General features: G+C 39.5%; 15 protein-coding genes. 4 read left to right on the top strand and 11 right to left on the bottom strand.

Annotated features, from left to right (window positions below; genetic code table 11):
• The first annotated feature begins 16 nt into the window (after positions 1-16).
• Complete coding sequence (locus OGI71_RS23205; RefSeq protein WP_282256160.1) at positions 17-1,027, top strand: DHH family phosphoesterase; 1,011 nt, start codon at positions 17-19, stop codon at positions 1,025-1,027.
• A gap of 23 nt (positions 1,028-1,050) precedes the next feature.
• Positions 1,051-2,061, top strand: a complete 1,011-nt coding sequence (locus OGI71_RS23200; RefSeq protein WP_282252310.1) for an FKBP-type peptidyl-prolyl cis-trans isomerase — start codon at positions 1,051-1,053, stop codon at positions 2,059-2,061.
• 78 nt (positions 2,062-2,139) lie between these two features.
• Here OGI71_RS23200 and OGI71_RS23195 read toward each other — a convergent pair whose 3' ends face one another.
• From OGI71_RS23195 to OGI71_RS23185, 3 genes are read right to left on the bottom strand one after another with little or no spacing between them, the layout of a single operon-like run.
• Positions 2,140-3,318, bottom strand: coding sequence for an ABC transporter permease (locus OGI71_RS23195; protein WP_282252308.1), 1,179 nt, complete (start codon positions 3,316-3,318; stop codon positions 2,140-2,142).
• An 11-nt stretch (positions 3,319-3,329) separates the two neighbouring features.
• The gene (locus OGI71_RS23190) at positions 3,330-4,286 is read right to left on the bottom strand and encodes a biotin/lipoyl-binding protein (protein WP_282252306.1); all 957 of its coding nucleotides are present in this window, start codon (positions 4,284-4,286) and stop codon (positions 3,330-3,332) included.
• Between the two features lies 1 nt (position 4,287).
• The gene (locus OGI71_RS23185) at positions 4,288-5,682 is read right to left on the bottom strand and encodes a TolC family protein (RefSeq protein ID WP_282252304.1); all 1,395 of its coding nucleotides are present in this window, start codon (positions 5,680-5,682) and stop codon (positions 4,288-4,290) included.
• A 321-nt stretch (positions 5,683-6,003) separates the two neighbouring features.
• Here OGI71_RS23185 and OGI71_RS23180 point away from each other — a divergent pair, with 321 nt between their 5' ends.
• The gene (locus OGI71_RS23180; RefSeq protein ID WP_282252301.1) at positions 6,004-6,771 is read left to right on the top strand and encodes a TatD family hydrolase; all 768 of its coding nucleotides are present in this window, start codon (positions 6,004-6,006) and stop codon (positions 6,769-6,771) included.
• A 13-nt stretch (positions 6,772-6,784) separates the two neighbouring features.
• Positions 6,785-7,804 (top strand): type I asparaginase, encoded by a 1,020-nt coding sequence (locus OGI71_RS23175; RefSeq protein WP_282252300.1) that lies wholly within the window; start codon positions 6,785-6,787, stop codon positions 7,802-7,804.
• 246 nt (positions 7,805-8,050) lie between these two features.
• Here OGI71_RS23175 and OGI71_RS23170 read toward each other — a convergent pair whose 3' ends face one another.
• The 8 genes from OGI71_RS23170 to OGI71_RS23135 form a co-directional block, all read right to left on the bottom strand.
• On the bottom strand, positions 8,051-9,358 hold the full coding sequence (locus OGI71_RS23170; RefSeq protein ID WP_282252299.1) for a folylpolyglutamate synthase/dihydrofolate synthase family protein: 1,308 nt from the start codon (positions 9,356-9,358) through the stop codon (positions 8,051-8,053).
• A gap of 11 nt (positions 9,359-9,369) precedes the next feature.
• On the bottom strand, positions 9,370-10,197 hold the full coding sequence (locus tag OGI71_RS23165; protein WP_120260060.1) for an energy transducer TonB: 828 nt from the start codon (positions 10,195-10,197) through the stop codon (positions 9,370-9,372).
• A gap of 58 nt (positions 10,198-10,255) precedes the next feature.
• Positions 10,256-10,666, bottom strand: a complete 411-nt coding sequence (locus OGI71_RS23160; protein WP_282252298.1) for a biopolymer transporter ExbD — start codon at positions 10,664-10,666, stop codon at positions 10,256-10,258.
• On the bottom strand, positions 10,666-11,373 hold the full coding sequence (locus OGI71_RS23155) for a MotA/TolQ/ExbB proton channel family protein (RefSeq protein ID WP_120260062.1): 708 nt from the start codon (positions 11,371-11,373) through the stop codon (positions 10,666-10,668). Before OGI71_RS23155 ends, OGI71_RS23160 begins: the two co-directional genes overlap by 1 nt.
• Positions 11,374-11,398: 25 nt before the next feature.
• Positions 11,399-12,817 (bottom strand): SPOR domain-containing protein, encoded by a 1,419-nt coding sequence (locus tag OGI71_RS23150; protein WP_282252297.1) that lies wholly within the window; start codon positions 12,815-12,817, stop codon positions 11,399-11,401.
• Positions 12,818-12,857: 40 nt separating this feature from the next.
• Complete coding sequence (locus OGI71_RS23145) at positions 12,858-14,609, bottom strand: TonB-dependent receptor (protein WP_282252295.1); 1,752 nt, start codon at positions 14,607-14,609, stop codon at positions 12,858-12,860.
• A gap of 6 nt (positions 14,610-14,615) precedes the next feature.
• Positions 14,616-17,654 (bottom strand): tetratricopeptide repeat protein, encoded by a 3,039-nt coding sequence (locus OGI71_RS23140; RefSeq protein ID WP_282252293.1) that lies wholly within the window; start codon positions 17,652-17,654, stop codon positions 14,616-14,618.
• 392 nt (positions 17,655-18,046) lie between these two features.
• Positions 18,047-18,985, bottom strand: coding sequence for an aspartate carbamoyltransferase catalytic subunit (locus OGI71_RS23135; RefSeq protein ID WP_282252292.1), 939 nt, complete (start codon positions 18,983-18,985; stop codon positions 18,047-18,049).
• Between the last annotated feature and the right edge of the window lie 84 nt (positions 18,986-19,069).

Raw genomic sequence — 19,069 nt, 5'->3', positions numbered from 1 at the left:
CAGACTTAATATGACTATGCTAAAATCGGAAGAATTAAAAGAATTATTGGCTGAACCAAAGCACATTGTAATCACCACGCATTACAAACCTGACGGCGATGCATTGGGTTCATCGTTGGGATTGTATTTTTGGTTAACCGCAAAAGGACACCATGTCAATCTAATCGTACCATCAGATTTTCCTGCTTTTTTGGACTGGTTACCCGGTTTAGAAAATATACAGATTTATACGCAAAATATCAACCTACATAATCAACAGATTGAAGCTGCAGATTTATTATTCTGTTTGGACTTCAATGGGCTGGCTCGCATTCATGAGATGGGTGATCCTATTCGCCAAGCAAAAGGGATCAAATGCATGATCGATCATCATTTGGATCCAGAAGGGTTTGAAGATTATGCATTTTGGGATCCATCTGCTGCTGCGACTGCACAATTGATCTACCGCTTTTTGGTGAATGAGATGCAAGATGCGGACAACATTAGCGCTGATATGGCTACTTGTTTATATACTGGGATTATGACTGATACAGGATCTTTTCGTTTTCGTTCTACCACTTCAGAAATTCACCGTATCATCGCAACTCTCATTGATTGTGGCGCACAAAATTGGGCGATCCACGAAGAAATATACAATAGCTCTTCGGAAACTCGTCTCAAGTTCCTTGGGTTTTGCCTTCTCAACCGTCTTGAAGTTATTCATGAGTATAATACGGCAGTCATTCATGTCACCAAAGAAGACCTCAATCAATTTCAGGTCATCACTGGAGATACAGAAGGTTTGGTCAATTACGCACTTTCCATTAAAGGAATTAGATTAGCTGCGTTAATTATTGACAGAAATGAACAAATTAAACTATCTTTGCGATCGATTGGAGAAGTTCCTTGTAATGAAATCTGTAAATTGTATTTCAACGGGGGAGGTCATCTTAATGCATCAGGCGGAAATTCGAAAGATAGCCTAGCTGTTGTGATCGCCAAATTCAAATCGATTTTACCAAATTATAAAGAAATATTAACAAAATAAGATATCGTAACATACATTAGAAAATGAAGAAAGCAATTCTATTTTTCGCGGCTGCCGGTCTTTTGATGACGTCATGCCAAAAATTCAAAAAGGCTGAAGGTGGTCTTGAGTATAAAATCGTGGATGATAATGCAAAAGAGAAAGCAGTATCAGGCGATTTATTAGCAATTGACATTGTACAATCGACAGATAGAGACTCTGTAATGAGCAGCACTTACGAAATGGGTATTCCTCAGATCGTTCAATTATATCCAGATAGTGTTATTGCAAAAAATCCTGGAGACCCTACAGGTCTATTCAAATATGTTGGTGAAGGTGATAGCTTGGTATTCAAAATTAATTTGGATTCCATGGCTGCAAAAACACATCAACCTAAACCAGAATTTGCTGACAAGTTTTTAGTTTTCTCAATTAAAGTCAAAAAACACTTCAAAAAAGGAAAATTAACAGATCAACAATTAGGTGAACAAGTTCAAAAATACTTTGAAGAAGAATTGAACAAACACAAAGCTGCTGAGCCTGCAAAATTGGATAAATATATCAAAGATAAAAGCTTAAAAACAACAAAAACAGCTTCAGGACTTCAATACGTAATTACTAAACCTGGAACAGGAGCAAATGCTAAAGTAGGTGATTCTCTCCATGTTAATTATGTAGGTTCATTGACTACTGGAAAAGTATTTGATACGAACCTTCCGGATATCGCAAAGAAAGAAGGAATTTTCATGCCACAACGTCCTTACGAAGCATTGAAATTCCAATTAGGTGTTGATGGTGTTATCCCAGGATGGACTGAAGCATTCCAATTGTTTAACAAAGGCACTAAAGCAACTTTAGTAATCCCTTCTTCATTGGCTTATGGCGATCGTCCTCAAGGTAAAATTCCGCCATATGCACCATTGGTATTTGAAGTTGAGGTATTGGATATCAAACCAGGAAAAGTTCCAGCTCCAACACCAGCGGCAACAATGCCAGGTGTAGTTGCTCCAACTGCTACTGCCCCTACGGCAAAAGCTCCAGCAGCAAAAAAATAATTTGCCAGATAAATTCGGCTAAAAAACAAAAGAGCCGTTCCATGTTTTGGAACGGCTCTTTTGTTTAAACATTGTTTTTTAAACCTTCACCTGTTGCTTTTTATCAGCCTGCTTTAATTTTCTTATCTTCCACCAAAGTACAGCAACTGCCAGCACAAAACTGATAATCATAATAATAGTCAATGCAATTAACGGTTTGTTGGTATGATAGTTTTCAGCATGCTGGATAAATAGCAATCTAAAAATCCGAAGATAATGTGTAGAAGGGATAACGTTAGCAATAGCCTGTACCCAGCCCGGCATTAGGCTCGAAGGCCAAGTAAAACCACTCAAGATAAAAGCTGGTGTCGCGACTACCATTAACACTTCTGTTGATTTCAGTTGGGACGGCAAAACCATACTCACAAGCACACCTATAAAACATACAGCCAACAGAAAGACCAAGGTACAAAGCACAAAACGGCCAAAGTCCGCTTGGAGTGGCATTCGATAGTACTTACCAAAAGCCCAATATAATACCAATATCCCGATAGACATCAAAACATAAGGTAATATCTTTACGAGAATAAGTCCAATCGGATTGGAAACTTTCTTGACAAGATCAGCGAACGTATTTCCCTCAAATTCTGAGGAAAAAGATAGGGCCAAGCCCAATAACAATACCTGTTGCAATACGGTAATGAGTACCCCCGGCAGCATAAAATAGAGATAATTTCCACTTCGAATATTTTGTTTGACTATTGTTGTCTTAAAAGGTTCATACTGTTGGGCCGCCACCTTTGCCGGTACTCCACGCTTCATTTGCGATTGAATCTGTATACCAGCCTTGAGCGTCATCGCACAGACATTGACAGCCATTAAAGCTGTATTTGAGGTTAATGTATTCGCCCCATCAACAAACACGGTCACCTCCGGCAAACGGCTCTGTTGTACACCAGAAGCAAATCCCCTTGGGATATGAACAATTGTCGTTGCATCATATTGAATAGCGACATCCTTAGAATCAAACAAGGATGGCAATACCTTCGCAACCTGAATGCTCTCATTGTCCGAAAGCATATCTATAAATGAACTGCTTAAAGGGCTGTTATCTTCATCCACTACGATAACAGGCATTTCGGTCACCTTGCCCTGTTGATAAACATGTCCTACCAAAATACCATATAGTACAGGTGCTCCTAAAAAGAGCATCAGCAGTACCTTATTATTAAAAAAGAGCTTAAACTCTCGTTGGATTAATTCTAGAAATCTTTTCACATCCATTCACTTTAATTCGCATGGAGAACCACGAGCGTTTTTGTTAACAAATCTTTTGTTCCAGCGATATCCTCAGGTACGATCTTTAATTCAAATACAGCCTGCTGCGGATCAAAATCTGGGTAAGCCGATGCAATATTGGCATAGGAATTCAATGCTTTAACACTAACGATCTTAGCCGGCACCTTTTTATGGTTCAAATAAGGTATTTCAACCGTTACGGTAACACCTTTTTGTAATTTTCCGATCTGATTTTCAGGCAGTGTAAATCTAAAATAAGTAGAACGATCAAGGTATCCGTTAACAATTGGATAGCCAGCCATCGCCAGTTCACCAACTTTTAGATTGATTGTCTCCACGCTCATATCCTGTGGTGCAATCACGTATTTTTCCTGTGCAGCAACATTAACCTCAGACACAGCTCCAAGTGCTCTTTCTTTTTGCCCCAATGCCATCACTTGTTGTTCTTGTCGGGCACCAGCCCTAGCTTCGGCCATTTCTGCCTGTGCAGCAAGATATTGGTTTTTAGCACCTTGATACTTTGCATAAGTCTCATCATACTTTTGCTGAGGAATCAGACTATCCTGCAATAGCGCCTCAAGTCTACCAATTGATTTCTTTGCGAACTCATATTGCTCCTTCAGACCATCTACCTTTGCCTGCAGTTGAACCAGTTGCCCTTTGGTCGCGCCTTTGACAGCCATATTATATTGTGCATCAGCAGACTGTAGTGCCCCTTTCGCCTGTTCTTCCTTTGCGTCCACTTCAGGAATGCTCAAAATAGCCAAAGTATCACCAGCATGTACAAAATCCCCCTCTGCAACAAAGATCTTCGCAATTTTACCGGGCACTTTCGTAACCACAGTCACCTGTTCGCGCTCCACTTTTCCCTCAATAGGCTTTTCTTTCACTTGATTTGTACAGGAAACAAAAATAGACAAGGCTAATATCCCATATAAATTTTTCATGTTACTCATGTATAGTTTGTAATAATTTTCCAGATGTGTGTAATAATTCAACTGCAGCATTTCGTTGTTGCAAAACGTTATTAAAATAGCCCAAATTGACCTTATACCAGTCGTTTTCGGCAGCCAACAATTCTGTCACATCAATCAATCCCGCCTGATATTGCTTTACGGCCATAGATAAGTTGTTTTCAGCAACCTTCAGTTGTTGTTCGCCTACTTTCAGCTTTTGATTTCCCGTACTATAGCTAACGCTATTTTTACGCAATAACAGATTTAGTTTTTCCTCCGTATCTTCCTTCTTTGTAGCATTAATGGTTTGATCAAGTTTGACCTGTTTAATCTTGTTATGATGCTCCCCTCCAGTATAAAGATCCCATTTTACTCCGAGTCCAACCAAGAGATTTGGACTTCCCTTGATTGAATTTAATGGAAGGTTCACCGTTCCCAATAACGGTTGGTCTTTGACACTCAATTTTGAATTGAATACATTTAAGTAGTTTGCCGATCCAAAGGCAAAAACCGCTGGAAGAGCGCCCCCTTTTTCCTTTTTGTAGAGGTATTCATAGGCTTTTGATGAAGCCTCCAATGCCTTAAGTTCTGATCGTTGCTCAACATCGTTGGGGATCTCCGACAAAAATATCGGTTTCAGTCCATAGTGAATCCCATTGACTTCCTGAAAAGGAACACCGGCTTCCTGTTGAATTTTTTGACAGAGGAGATCCCGATTTCCAGCTACCTCAACTTTTTTTTCTTCCAGTTCCAGCAGAGCCAATTTGAGTTTATCACGGTCATAAGGAATAGCCAAGCCATGTTGAATTGCTTTATTGACCTTTTCTTGTTCTTTTTTTAATCTTTTCTCCGAATCTACAATAAGCTTATCGACCTCGTCCAGGAGCATGAGCTGATCAAAGGAAGCAATAATATCTTTTGACAGCGTCTCACGGCTCGCAGATTCCAGATATTGCTGTGCAACGGCCTTCTCTTTTAAGGCCTTTATTCCATTAGGTATTTGTAATCCTGAAAAGATAATTTGTTTCACCGAAACACCCGCATATGCCGCCTGTCCATGCATGCTAAATCCAGTAGCCCCCTCAAAAAGCCCCAAATTCAAGAGTGGAACATTCACGGTAGGAATATCTACGCTACCGTTGCTATGCACATATCCGTATAATCCCAAGGCCGATACATGTGGTAGCCTGTTCGCTTTTACACCCTCTGCCTCCAATCGCGCTTTGTCAACTTCATATGCCTTTAGTTTTAATTCCTTATTTGTTTGAAAGGCTTTTTGAATAATATCTTTTACCGATGGGTCGACCAGCGACTGCGCATGCAGCTTATTTAAACACACAACTGACACAAAGGCAAACAACCCTATGCATAGTTTCTTATTCATCATATGATTCATTTATTCTTTAAAAAATAGGGCAACAACCGTTCTTCTGTTTAACAGCAAATAATAAAGTATGTTTTACCACATGCTATTTTTTCCAAGATAAGAAAAAAAGTATAGCCCATATATGACTCAAATTTTCCTTTTCGATTTTTCTAGCTCAATTATCAAGCAGTAAGAGAATCCGTTATTAATTTTCATTTTGTTAATTAATAAGTTATCTTTGGAGAACGAATTGAAATTTTGGTAATGAAGCCTACCTCTTTATTCGATTATAATAAAAAGAAGTTTTTACCCTAATCCGCTTTTGCCTCCACGCAGAAAACTATGTTGCTTACTGATACACATACACACATTTACTACCACGCCGGTACCAATAAACTGCAAGAACACTTACAACGTTGTTTAGACAACCATATAGAAAGACTCTTTTTACCAAACGTAAATAGTGCTTCTATCAAACCTGTATTCGATACGGTTGCAGCTTACCCGGAACACTGTTTTCCTATGCTAGGACTACACCCTTGCGATGTTAAGGAAAACTATGTAGACGAATTAAACAATATCCAAAAGAGCTTGGAGAACAACAAAGTCCATGCCATAGGTGAAATTGGTTTGGATCTTTATTGGGATAAAAGCACATTGGAAATTCAAAAAGATGCTTTTCGAACACAAGTGCAATGGGCTAAAGACCTTAATTTACCCATCGACATTCATTGCCGTGAAGCCTTCACTGAATTATTCGAGTTGCTGGAAGAACTTCATGACGAAAAGTTGTTTGGCATACTTCATTGCTTCACCGGGACATTGGAGCAAGCCCAGCATGCTATTGACTTAGGTTTTGCGCTTGGTATAGGTGGTGTTGTCACCTTTAAAAAGGCAGGATTGGACAACGTCGTCAAAGAGATCGATTTAAAACATATCGTATTGGAAACAGACGCTCCTTACCTTGCTCCTGTTCCCTACCGTGGCAAAGAAAACGAAAGTAGCTATCTAGTCTATATTGCACAAAAAGTAGCCGATCTACATGCGGTGTCCATTGAACAGGTGGCAGAAATTACAACAGCAAATTCAAAACGTATTTTTGGTATATAATCTATAGAATCCCATGCACAATATCTTTATTATCTACACTGGCGGAACCATTGGAATGGTCAAAGACGAAACAGGCACTTTTGTACCCTTCGATTTTGAACTGATCAAGCGTAATCTTCCTGATTTAAGCCGTCTGGATTATAAATTGACCGTACACTCTTTCGAACCGATCATCGATTCTTCCAACATGAAGCCAGAGATCTGGATAGAAATGGCCCAAATCATAAAGGATAATTATGCCAACTACGATGGCTTTGTTATTTTACATGGTTCGGATACAATGGCATTCACAGCTTCTGTATTGAGTTTTATGTTAGAGGGCCTTCAAAAACCAGTAATCCTTTCTGGTTCACAATTGCCTATTGGAGAAATCCGTACCGATGCGCGCGAGAATATGATGACGGCACTTGAAATTGCTTCCGCAAAACAAGATGGTGTTTCCATTATCCAGGAAGTATGTATCCTTTTTGATAACAAGTTATTCCGTGGAAATCGCTCTTTCAAATATAACTCAGCTAAATTTGAAGCATTTAGATCGCCAAATTACCCCGTACTCGTGGAGGCTGGCATCCACCTTAAATACAATACGGATGCTTTATTGAATAACATTGATAAAGAATTTACCCTACATACCAAGTTAGACAACCGAGTTGCTGTATTGAAACTTTTTCCTGGAATATCTGCACAGACAATCAAATCGGTTCTTGATTCGGATGTAAGATCTATTGTGATGGAAACTTTTGGATCGGGCAATACCACGACAGACAGCTGGTTTCTGGATTTATTAAAAGAAGCTATAGAACAGGGAAAGAATATCCTTAATATTTCGCAATGTAAGGTTGGCTCGGTTGAATTGGGGCGATATGAAACCTCACAAGGTCTGAAAGCCATTGGTGTACTCAATGGATATGACCTTACATTTGAAGCTGCTGTCACCAAGTTGATGTATCTTCAGGGCGAACTCGAAGATCAAAAAGAAGTTGCCTACTGGGCCGAAAAAGATATTCGCGGAGAATTGACTGTTAATGATTAGAAAAAAGGAATAAAAACCTTCATACTTTCACAAGCACCAACTGCTATGAAAATCGATTGAAGGTTCTTTCTGGCCAATAAGCCGAACGTAGCAGATTCATTGATACCTTAAAGAAAAAAAAACAAATCAATAAAAACAGATAATTCAAAAAGAAAATGCTGCGTAAAAATCAAGGAAAAAGGATCATAGACTGTGTAGATTAGCTTAGGCTGACAAACCCAGTATCTCTGATCCTTATCCTTTACACTATAATCCCTTATCTATTGCGACCAAGACTTCAGCCACCACAAAATTACTACCACCCACAAAAATTAAGTCGCCATCTTCATAAGCAGCTTTAGCAGCCACAAAAGCTTCCTGTACAGAGGGGTAGTTTCCCCCATACAAATCAAATACCACAGCCTCCTCTCGGAGCAAATCCGAAGGCATTGCTCTTGGCATATCCGGCGCTGAGAAATAATAAACGGCATCTTTGGGCAGATAGGGTAACATGTGCGATAGATCTTTATCCCGCATAGCACCAATGACAAAGTGTAATTTGTTATAGCTGGTGCTGTTCAGATTTTTTATAACCTCATGAATTCCATCTTCATTGTGTCCCGTATCACAGATTATAAAAGGATCTTTGGATAACTGTTGCCAACGCCCCTGAATACCTGTAGTAGATTGCACCTTTTTCAAGGCTTCATGCACATGAAGGCGACTGATTTGAAATCCTTGTTTACGTAATTCGTCGACCGCCAAAAGAACACCAGCAAGGTTCTTCACCTGATATGACCCTTTAAGGTCAAGTTGATAAAGTTCTTCAGCATCATTTTCATCAATAGCTTCAATATGCAGGTAATCCTGGTCTACACTTAGCATCCTTGTTTGATATACCTGGGAAGCAAATCGGATAGGTGCCTGTTCTACATGTGCTTTATCCAAGAAAACAGATGCTGTTTCAGAAGCATATTCAGAAATCACCACTGGTGTATTTCTTTTAATAATACCTGCTTTCTCACCAGCAATCTCAGCTAATGTATTTCCAAGCATATTCATGTGGTCAAAACCGATGTTGGTGATTACAGACAGTAATGGCTGGATAATATTCGTACTGTCCAATCGTCCGCCGAGTCCTACTTCAATAACAGCTATATCGACTTTACTCTTCTCAAAATAATCAAAAGCCATCGCTACTGTAATTTCAAAAAAAGAAGGATTTACCTCTTCTATCAAAGCCTTGTGTGTTTGAACAAAATCCGTAACAAATTCCTGTTCACACATCATACCATCGACACGGATACGTTCTCTGAAATCCAGTAAATGTGGTGAAGTATAGAGCCCGGTCTTATAGCCTGCTTCGCTCAATATAGCCGCAAGCATATGGGAAGTAGATCCCTTTCCATTGGTACCAGCGATGTGTAAGGTGTTGAATTTTTGCTGCGGGTTGTCTAGCGCGTTGCAAAGTTTGATGGTATTGTCAAGGTCTTTTTTGAAGGCCGAGGCGCCATCCCTTGTAAACATAGGTAATCGAGTATATAGATACTCGATTACCTCCTTATAAGCATTCATCTGAATGATTTTTATCTTAATCTAAAATTGAATACAATCCGCCCTGTTTGGGTATCAGGGGCATTAGGCAATTGATTTAGTCGCGCCCCTCTAACGGCACGTTCACATTTCTCCAATAAAGAAGGATCTGTGATCGTCGTACCTTTTACACCAGCACGGGCATAGGTAATAACGCCCTGCTTATTCACTCTGAATTCCACAGCAACCTTTCCAGCTTGTTGGCCATTATCATCAATGCTTGGTCGTTGTGTAAAACTACGGTTTTCAATGGACAACATCATGTTGCCATTGCCTGATCCTCCTTCACCATAATTGCTGGCCAAAGGATCCCCTAATTTAGAACCTTGATTTCCGGGTGTTGTACCTGTACCATCACCAGCGCCCTTACCATTATTTTTATTCCCTTTGAAAAGCGCTTTTGCATTTGCCTGTGGTGCCACTGCTTTCGTTTCTTTGGTCGTTTCAGGCGCCTTTGACACCACTTTCTTTTCTGTTTTTGTCACAGCAGGTGCCTCTTCCAGATCCTGCGTGACAACTGCCTTTTCAGCAACTTGTTGTGTAGGCGTTGGCGTAGGTGTCTCCACAGGGTCTATACGATCTGGACGCTCATTATTTGCGTTGGGATCCACAGAAGGTTCCTCCACACTCATGTAATCATCCCCCATCCCTTCAGGAGAGGTACCATAGTTGACGATCATACCGCCCATACCATACTCATCCGGTGCTTGTGCTTTAAAAACCACAAAGAAACCAATCAACAGCAACGATGCCATGACCAATGTAGATATCCCCAAAGCTTTGGGGAAATTATTTTCTTCATGTTGAAGATGATATCTCATTGTATAAATCTCCTATATTAACATATGAGCAATAAACTTCGAAAAAGTTTAATTGTTCCTACTTATCTTTTTTTGGTTCCGTTGCCAAGACTACCTTCACTTTCAGACGATTGGCTACATCCATAACCGAAATGACATTTTGGATAGGAACAGTATTATCGACGTAAAGCATAATCGTCAATTCTTCTCCACTAGCCATTTGCGACTGGATAGCCGCCTCCAACCCCTCTACAGGGACCGGATTTTTATCAATGAAATAGCCCAATTCCTTTGTGATGGATATTGTAAGCGTCTTTTTCGCAACAGATTGCTCACCTGCACTCGACTTTGGCAACAATAGCTTGACCACTTGCGGATTCGAAACCGCCGATGCCAACAGGAAAAACAACATCAGGAAAAACATGATGTCGTTTAACGCTGAAGTATGGACTTCGGCAGATGGTTTATTTTTTCTACTTCGTAAGTTCATTATCTTCCTGGTTCATCCAATAAATCAATAAATTCTACTGCATCGGTTTCCATACGTAAAATCAATCGTTCAACCATCATATTTAAAATATGATAGCCTAAATAAGCCAAGATACCGACAGCAAGACCCGAAGCTGAAGACACCATTTTCACATATAGACCACCGGATACGGATGCGATGTCAATACCACCCGCCAATTCTACCTCATGGAAAATCCGGATTACTCCAAAGATAGTACCAACGAAACCAAGCATTGGTGCTATACCCGCGATAATACCAAGGATATTGATATTTTTCTCCAATTTGGCAACTTCCAATTTACCCACGTTTTCAATCGCACCTTCAATATCTTTGATTGGTCTGCCGACTCGTAATAGTCCCTTCTGCAACATACGTCCTAAGGCCGAGTTACTGGAACGACATACAGCCAACGCTGAGTCTAAATTTCCCGACAATACATTTGCTTTCACTTGAGACATCAAACTATTATCGTATTTGGCTGCTCTGCGAATAGTCAGATAGCGTTCAAAAAAGATAACCAATCCAATAAAGAACAGTAATAGGATTGGAACCATTATCCATCCCCCTTTGATCATCATATCGATCAAACTCATGTTTTCTGTACTAGCGGCAGCAGGTAACGGTTGTTGCGCAGCTTGATTAAACGTATCTACAGCAGCCCTTGCTGTATCTTGCACTAATGACATAATTATTAATAGTTTTATATAGTTTCTATAATGTTTCTACCCAAGCACCTTCAATTTTTTTCTCTACAGATTTTTGAGCGAGGTCGGCCTCCGCTTTTGTCATGTAGGTATTCAAGATGACTTTCTTTCTATTCTTTTTAAACTTCCCTTCCACAGCACGCGCGGTCTTATAACCTAGCGCCCGAAGACGTTTTGCCTCCTCCTCCGCCTGTGCCATTGTACGTGCAGAACCAATAACGAGCTGATACTTTGGTTGTGCAACAGGAATAGATTCCTTGATAACTGGATCTGCCTGCAAAACCGGAGCTTGTGCAGATGTCTTCTTTCCGCCAGTCACGGCTGTACCTTTTAATGAATCAGGAGCTATTTTTGCTAGAGAATCCGCTTTCTTTAAACTGTCCGCCACTAATGTGTTGGATATTGTATCATTGATCGGTAAATTATTTTTCTGAACAATTGTATCACCAGCAGGTTTTAGGGCCGGTTGTGTCCCACCAAACAGCGAATTTTTCAGCCCCGGATTTGTATATAAAACACCCACTGCAATCATGACCAATACAATGGCCGCTGTTATCCAATACCAGATTGCATTTGAATTGCGCGGTTCCTCCTCATAGATATTGGGCGCATAAGCAGAATTTGCAGCAGCAATAGCACCAACTTCTTTTTCCGCGATTTTCTCATCTTCAGCAACTGCCTGGTTATCGTTCTCGTCTATCAGTGTTGAAACAGCTGCAGTATCTAAAAGTTCAGCTTCAACCTTGGCATCCTCCTCCACAGTATTTTCCGCTATGCTATCCTCCTCCACGACCGGAGCGATAGGTTCGACCAATTCTGTTACGGATTCAGTCGGTGTAAAATTGTCATCATTTTCTAAATCTAGCGGCTCTCGCTGTTCGTTTACAGTTTTCTCTTCGGCTTCAACATTGTTGTCAACAACAGCATTAGGCTCATTAACCAATTCTTCATTAGGTTCTGACACTAGGGCTTCCTCCGATTCAGCAAGTCCATGTTCATCCTCCCGTACCGGAATAACGGTTTCAATTTCAGGACCAACGAGATTGACAACAGGTTGAAAATTAAAGCCAGATAAATCTAAAGGCTTAAATACCAAACTTGAACCGTAGCTAATCAATAGACCGAGATCATCCAGCTTTACCTGACCAAATTGCCCTAAGTCATTTCTTAACGTGCCCACGGTATCATCCAGAATTTGCTGCGCCTGCCCCAAACTTAAGTTTTCCTGTTGTTGAATATAATGCACGATATTGAATCCATGTTGTGCAGAATAGTCCAGTTCGACATAGGATATAGGTGGCAAAAACACATTATTCTGTTTATCAAATTGAGCCGGAGAATGAATTCTTTTGAACACACCTATTCCGGGCACGTATACTTCCGCATAGCGTCTTAATAAACTATTGATGTTTTTGCCTAGATTCATTGTTCTATGATTTAAAATGCAAATTTATAATCTTAATTCGTTAAAACGAATAATTAAGACCACCAATTACATTGAATCCCAATCTTGGATAATACATGTAACGCTGATATTCCTTTCCAAAGATATTATTTGCTTTCACGAAAACACCAAATTGTTTTTTAATTCGGTATTCAGCACCAGCATTTAAATCCGCAAAGGAAGCAATGGTAACCTTATGACCACTATCTGCTATGCGGTTTCCATCGGTGCTATAATCGTAAACATACGCATAAGTATTACCTTGGCTAGAAAGCTCTGCATCCACAAAGAATTTATCCGAGATATTGAAACGTGCATTGGCTTGCAACCTAAATTTAGGTAAGCCCCATGCCTCTTCTTCATCGCTCAGATTATAGTCATCAATAAATACTTTACCGCCTAGGTTAACCAATTGTGATAAGCGTACATTAATTTCCCCTTCCAATCCCATATGCTTAGCTTTATTGATCTGACCATCATAGACCACATCAAAAGCCCAAGGAATATAACCATCCTGGCCATTGCCAAATGCACTATTCTTAAACAAAGGTAGTCCTTCGATCTGCTTGTAAAATACCTTTACTTTATAGCCAAATGTTGCACCAGCATTCCCTTTTAAACCACCATATACATTCAATTTTTCAATGGAATTGGCGATTCCAACATTTGGTGCCAAATAAGGATTTTCCTTCGCAAAGTTGCGGAATGAACCCTGTCTCACATTTCCGTTAACACCGGCAAATAAAGAGATATATTCTGGAGCCAAAGAAAAATCGGCTTCCACCGATGGGAAAACATTGAAACGGGATTCGTCACCAAATTCCGAAGTCAGGTTGGCTCCCAAAGTTACGTTATAGTTATCTCCTTTAAATCGAATGTATGGATTGATCAAAAACAAATTATTTTTCACATTTGCCGTGTCATTTTCGTTTTTGACATCGTTCATGGTCACGCTCACATTGGCTCCAACATTGAAAGCACTCATGCGTTTATTCAAATATCCCGATAGGGCAAAGGAATTTTCCTTGGCTTTATAAGCATCCTTGAATAGGTAACCATCTACTTTAGCGGAGTAGCTCATTGACTGCTCATTCTTCGGATCAACATTACTCGCTAGCTCACCGTTTAAATAAATATCGGTAAATGTTTGTTTGTCTGGTGATGTATTCAATAATGTTGTCCCTGGTTGGTCAAATGTTTGACCGTAGAAATTCGTACCATATCTATTGTAACCGATTGTTCCTTTTACAGTCACGGCATCCAATACACGACGTCCAAAAATACCAACATCCTGTGTACTGAATTTCTGACCATCAATATTACCTTTTTGGCTTAAATGTTTCGCAAATAACCCAAAACGTGTATTTTCAAACTGCTCGGAAGCTAAATACGCTTCGCCTAAAATGGTATTATAATTACCTACACCAAATTTGACATAGTTACTGCTGTGTTCAAAAGGCTGTGCAAATGGTATCTCCTGCACATTCAGTTGTTTCAGACCTGTATTGATATCTAATTTTTTATCAATAATATTACCATAGTTTAATTTTGGCTGATATTCCCGTTTGTTGGTCATATCAGGACTACGACGGATTTTTACAGCATCTGCAAGAATCGGTTTGTAATCACGAACAACATCAAAAGAATCAATAGTGACCGGTTTTTCAGGATCGTTCTTCTTGCCTGTTTCTTGTGCAAAAGAATTCAATCCCACGCCCATCAAAAGCGCTGCTAAGGTATATTTCTTCACATTTCTATTTTGCAACTTCTTCATTGTATCCTATTTCTTTTTGTTGTTCAATTTATTTAGACGCTCTTTTGCTGCAGGCAAAATATCATCTTTCGCATCGTAATTATCCACAATTGATTCAAGTGTTGCTTTCGCCTGGAATGCATCGCCTTTACCAGCATAAGCATCTGCCATTGTGATAAAGCTTTTTGCCACCCAATATTCATAAGAAGAGAAATTGTCAGACAAGTCCATTGCTGTTTTTATACAAGCATCGTATTGTTTGTTTTCTAATTGAATGACAGCAACATTGTATTTCGCTTCAGCACCAAATACGGTACGGCTCTTCAAAGCTGCTAAGCTAAACTCTTTCATGGCTTCCGCTTTTTTGTTCTGCTTGACATAACATTTACCAGCATATAAAAACGCATTTGCAATCTCCTCTTCGGAAGATTTCTCGTAGTTTTTCACTGCGTTGGTATAGTTTAATGCTTCTTTATAATCACCGATTTCATAATAAGAAACCATCAGGTTATTGATCGCAAAACCATAATTAGACTTATATTCAGAAGTCAGCTCAAGTTTTTTCAACAACTGCGTAGCTTCATTATATTTCTTTTGTTTCAAGTAAAGGTTAGAGACCGAAATCAATGTACGCTCCGTATATGGTGAGGTCCAGTCGTTCAAGATAATGTTGTAATCATGCAACGCGTCTTCTGTATGACCTAAAGCGGCATTACTTTCTGCACGTACGAAACGTGCATATTTCTCTTGATTTGGTTTAGGGAATTTATCGAAATATGCATTTACAGCTTCTACAGCGCCTTGGTAATTTCCACGGGAGAATAAGGTTGTTGCTGTTGAGAATGTTCGTGAATCTTGTTCCGATTTAGAAAGATCGCCCAAGTTGGTTCCGGTTGCGTATTTGATATATCCCGTCGCATCCCCTTTATCCAGATAGATATTCTCGATCGAACGCATGGCCTGTCTCGCTTCGTCTGTAGATGCATATTGGTCAACAACACGTTGGAATGTTGCTAGAGCAGCATCATTATTATCCTGGTTATATTGAACCAAACCAATCGTTACCAAAGCACGTGGCACATAACTGCTTCGTGGATATTTTTCCACCATCGATTGAAGTCCAGAAATTGCTTGGTCACTTTCACCCATCAAGAAACGAGTATAAGGAATTTCAAAAGCAATATCATCCGCATAATTCGAATTCGGGAATTGTGCTATGACAGCATTCAACGTTGAAATTTTACCATTATTATCACCTTGCAATCCTTGGATAACACCACGTTGGAACAAGGCATAATCTTGGCTTGGTGCTTTTGAAGAAATCAGCTTATTATATTCCGTCAAAGCTCTACCATAGTTTTTTGAAGAGAAATAAGAGTCACCCAAACGCGCGATAGCATCATTACGGGTATTGATCTCTAAACCTTTTGAACCACCTGAGGCCAAGAAACGTTCAAAATAATTCGCTGCTGTATTGTAGTTTCCATTACGGAAAGCTGCGTAGGCTAAAGCATAATTTGCGTAACCGTATACATCTGTTTTATTCGCACCTGGCAAACGTAAGAACTTATTGAAGTTTGTTACTGCTTCACCATATTTACGCACCTCATACATCGCTTCAGCTTTCCAATAGGTAGCCAAGGCGTAAATTTCTTCATCATAACGGTGCTCTTCAGAACGTATAAACAAAGAAATTGCATTTTCAAAAGCACGCTCGTTATAAAACTCCAAACCCCTATAGTATGTTACTTTTTGGTAAGCAGCATTCGCTTCTTTACCGCGTTTTGGAATAGACTCCAAGATATCGACCGCCTCACGGTAATTTTTCGTACTTAACAAGACTTCCGCTAATAGGGTTTTTGCTTCCTCTTGACGTTTCGATTTTGGATAAGTTTTTAGATATTCCTGTGTAGAAGCCAGAGCAACTTGGTGGAACTCCAATTCATAAGAAAGCTTTGCATAGTTGAACAAACCTTCTTCTTTCATGGCTGGATCAAAGTCCAGTTTTGATGCTCTAAAGAAGGCATTACGTGCAGACTGTTTGTTCCCTTTTTTCAAGAAGCTATCCCCCAAGGTAATCATAGCCGATTGGTAATAAGCATCAGGCTCGGTCATTTTCTCCAGCTCCGTAATCGCCTTATCGTAATCCTTTAATTTATAAGCGATATAACCGATCTGATAACTATCTTGGTTATTCTGAGTCTTGCCTTGATCTTGCGCCTGGAATTTATCGTAATAATCTTTTGATGTTTTTAGATCCCCTTTAATAAAGTAGGTTGCGGCGATAATACGAAACATCTCGGTCTCATTTTCCTGCTTGGTGCGTGATAAGATTGGCAACGCATAGTCCAATACATCATCGTAGCGTTTATCTAGGAAATACAGGGCCGTAATGTAGTAAGGATAACTGTTTTCAAATTGTTTGGAACCGTTCAAACGCTCAAATTCATTTAAAGCAGTTTTGTACTCTGCATCTAAATAACATAAATACGCATAGTAGTAGATTGATGCCTCCTGAAATTCAGTTTTCTGATCTTTCAATCCCTCAAATAATGGTTTTGCTGTCTTATAATCTTTTGTCATAAAAGAAGCATAACCTAGTTTAAAGCGATACTCTACATTCTCTTTACCAGCAAGGTTTTTACTATCGATCTTTGTAAACCATTCAATTGCTTTAACATAATCTTTTTTGGCATAATATGATTTACCGATCTGAAAATAAGCGGCTTTAGAATTGGCGCTAACAGGAAAATCTTGAATATATTTTAGGAAACGATTTTCAGCATTTGACTCCCCCAATTCTAAGGCGCAAACAGCTTGATAATACCGTACATTTTCCTTTAATAAAGATAGCTCCTCCGTCTCATCCAATTGTAGATTGGATTTCGTCCGTAAGGCCTCAACACGATCAAATTGCGCTGACGCTGAACCAAATTTCCCGCGTTCATACAATTCCATTCCAGTTTTGTAAGCCTTGTTGATTTGTTGCCATTCTGTCTGTTGCGCTAATGCTGGCGTCGCCATAACGGTTAGTGCAACTCCCACCTGGTAAATCTTCTTATACATAATATGTGAAACCTTAATATGTTATTTATCTGCAAATGTAAATGAATCTCCTTTCAAACTCAGATAAATTTGCCCTGAAATACAAATTTATCGCCTCTTCCGCGGCCATTGAAGGCTTTAAGATCAGTCAAAATTTATTGAAAATCAGTTCAAATCTCCGCAATCTTGGGAGATAGTTTTATTCATTTTACTAAATTATACTTTAATTGAGCTATTTTACACAAAAGTTATTAACATCTGTGAATAATCCAGTATTATAACGGAAATTTTGCACAAAAAATATGCCCGACCAAAAATAAAGTCAGGCATAATATTGTTGATCGAAGAATCATTCGATTTAGTTATTCTGTATCTATGACTCTACCTTATCTGCTCCGCTATTGAAATACCAATTAACCGCGTTGTCCAGCCAATAGGTACAATACTGCCATGCGGACAGCAACTCCATTTTCCACCTGATCTAAGATAATGGAATGCTCACTATCGGCTACATCCGAAGTAATTTCAACTCCGCGGTTGATTGGTCCGGGGTGCATAATTGTAATGGGTTTTTCCAAGGAATCCAAAATTTCCTTGTTTAACCCATATAGCATGGAGTATTCTCTTAGTGAGGGAAAATAGGCAATATCTTGTCGTTCCAATTGGATACGCAGCATATTTGCAACATCGCACCAATTCAATGCTTTTCTCAAATCGTGCTCAACCTTTACACCTAAAGAAGTGATATGCTTTGGAATAAGGGTGGTCGGTCCACAGACCATGACTTCTGCACCCTGCTTTTGAAGACATAGAATATTAGATAGCGCAACCCTTGAATGCGTAATATCACCGATAATAGCAACTTTACGTCCAGCAACATCACCAAAGCACTCGCGGATGGAAAAAGAATCCAACAAAGCTTGTGTAGGATGTTCATGTGCTCCATCGCCGGCATTCACAATTTGAGCATCGACATGTTTACTTAAAAACACCCCCGCCCCAGCGTAAGGATGACGCATCACGATCATATCAACCTTCATGGCGAGGATATTATTGACCGTATCGATCAATGTCTCGCCTTTACTCACAGATGAAGATGAAGCTGCGAAATTAACGATATCTGCAGATAGTCTTTTTTCAGCAAGTTCGAAAGAAAGCCGCGTACGCGTTGAATTTTCAAAAAACACATTGGCAATGGTGATATCGCGTAAAGAAGGTACCTTTTTGATTGGTCTATTTAATACTTCTTTGAAATTACTCGCGGTATCCAGAATCAATTGGATATCTTTCTCATTTAGATCTTTGATTCCCAATAAATGGCGAGTACTTAATTGTTCTACTGCAGATGACATTTTATAGTATATTCAAGTATTTACTAATCATTTTTTAATTGAACGGTTCGTTCCAAAAGGCCAATTAGAACCTCCAGCTGTTTT

It is taken from the genome of Sphingobacterium sp. ML3W, assembly GCF_029542085.1.
In the GTDB taxonomy this organism is placed as follows: Bacteria; Bacteroidota; Bacteroidia; order Sphingobacteriales; family Sphingobacteriaceae; genus Sphingobacterium.
This window is presented reverse-complemented; position numbering and strand designations above follow the sequence as displayed.

Coding starts and splice junctions, on each gene's coding strand:
- OGI71_RS23200 (WP_282252310.1), top strand. CDS start 1,051: ATGAAGAAAGCAATTCTATTTTTCGCGGCTGCCGGTCTTTTGATGACG.
- OGI71_RS23175 (WP_282252300.1), top strand. CDS start 6,785: ATGCACAATATCTTTATTATCTACACTGGCGGAACCATTGGAATGGTC.
- OGI71_RS23155 (WP_120260062.1), bottom strand. CDS start 11,373: ATGTCATTAGTGCAAGATACAGCAAGGGCTGCTGTAGATACGTTTAAT.
- OGI71_RS23185 (WP_282252304.1), bottom strand. CDS start 5,682: ATGATGAATAAGAAACTATGCATAGGGTTGTTTGCCTTTGTGTCAGTT.
- OGI71_RS23140 (WP_282252293.1), bottom strand. CDS start 17,654: ATGTATAAGAAGATTTACCAGGTGGGAGTTGCACTAACCGTTATGGCG.
- OGI71_RS23190 (WP_282252306.1), bottom strand. CDS start 4,286: ATGAAAAATTTATATGGGATATTAGCCTTGTCTATTTTTGTTTCCTGT.
- OGI71_RS23205 (WP_282256160.1), top strand. CDS start 17: ATGCTAAAATCGGAAGAATTAAAAGAATTATTGGCTGAACCAAAGCAC.
- OGI71_RS23150 (WP_282252297.1), bottom strand. CDS start 12,817: ATGAATCTAGGCAAAAACATCAATAGTTTATTAAGACGCTATGCGGAA.
- OGI71_RS23180 (WP_282252301.1), top strand. CDS start 6,004: ATGTTGCTTACTGATACACATACACACATTTACTACCACGCCGGTACC.
- OGI71_RS23145 (WP_282252295.1), bottom strand. CDS start 14,609: ATGAAGAAGTTGCAAAATAGAAATGTGAAGAAATATACCTTAGCAGCG.
- OGI71_RS23160 (WP_282252298.1), bottom strand. CDS start 10,666: ATGAACTTACGAAGTAGAAAAAATAAACCATCTGCCGAAGTCCATACT.
- OGI71_RS23165 (WP_120260060.1), bottom strand. CDS start 10,197: ATGAGATATCATCTTCAACATGAAGAAAATAATTTCCCCAAAGCTTTG.
- OGI71_RS23135 (WP_282252292.1), bottom strand. CDS start 18,985: ATGTCATCTGCAGTAGAACAATTAAGTACTCGCCATTTATTGGGAATC.
- OGI71_RS23170 (WP_282252299.1), bottom strand. CDS start 9,358: ATGAATGCTTATAAGGAGGTAATCGAGTATCTATATACTCGATTACCT.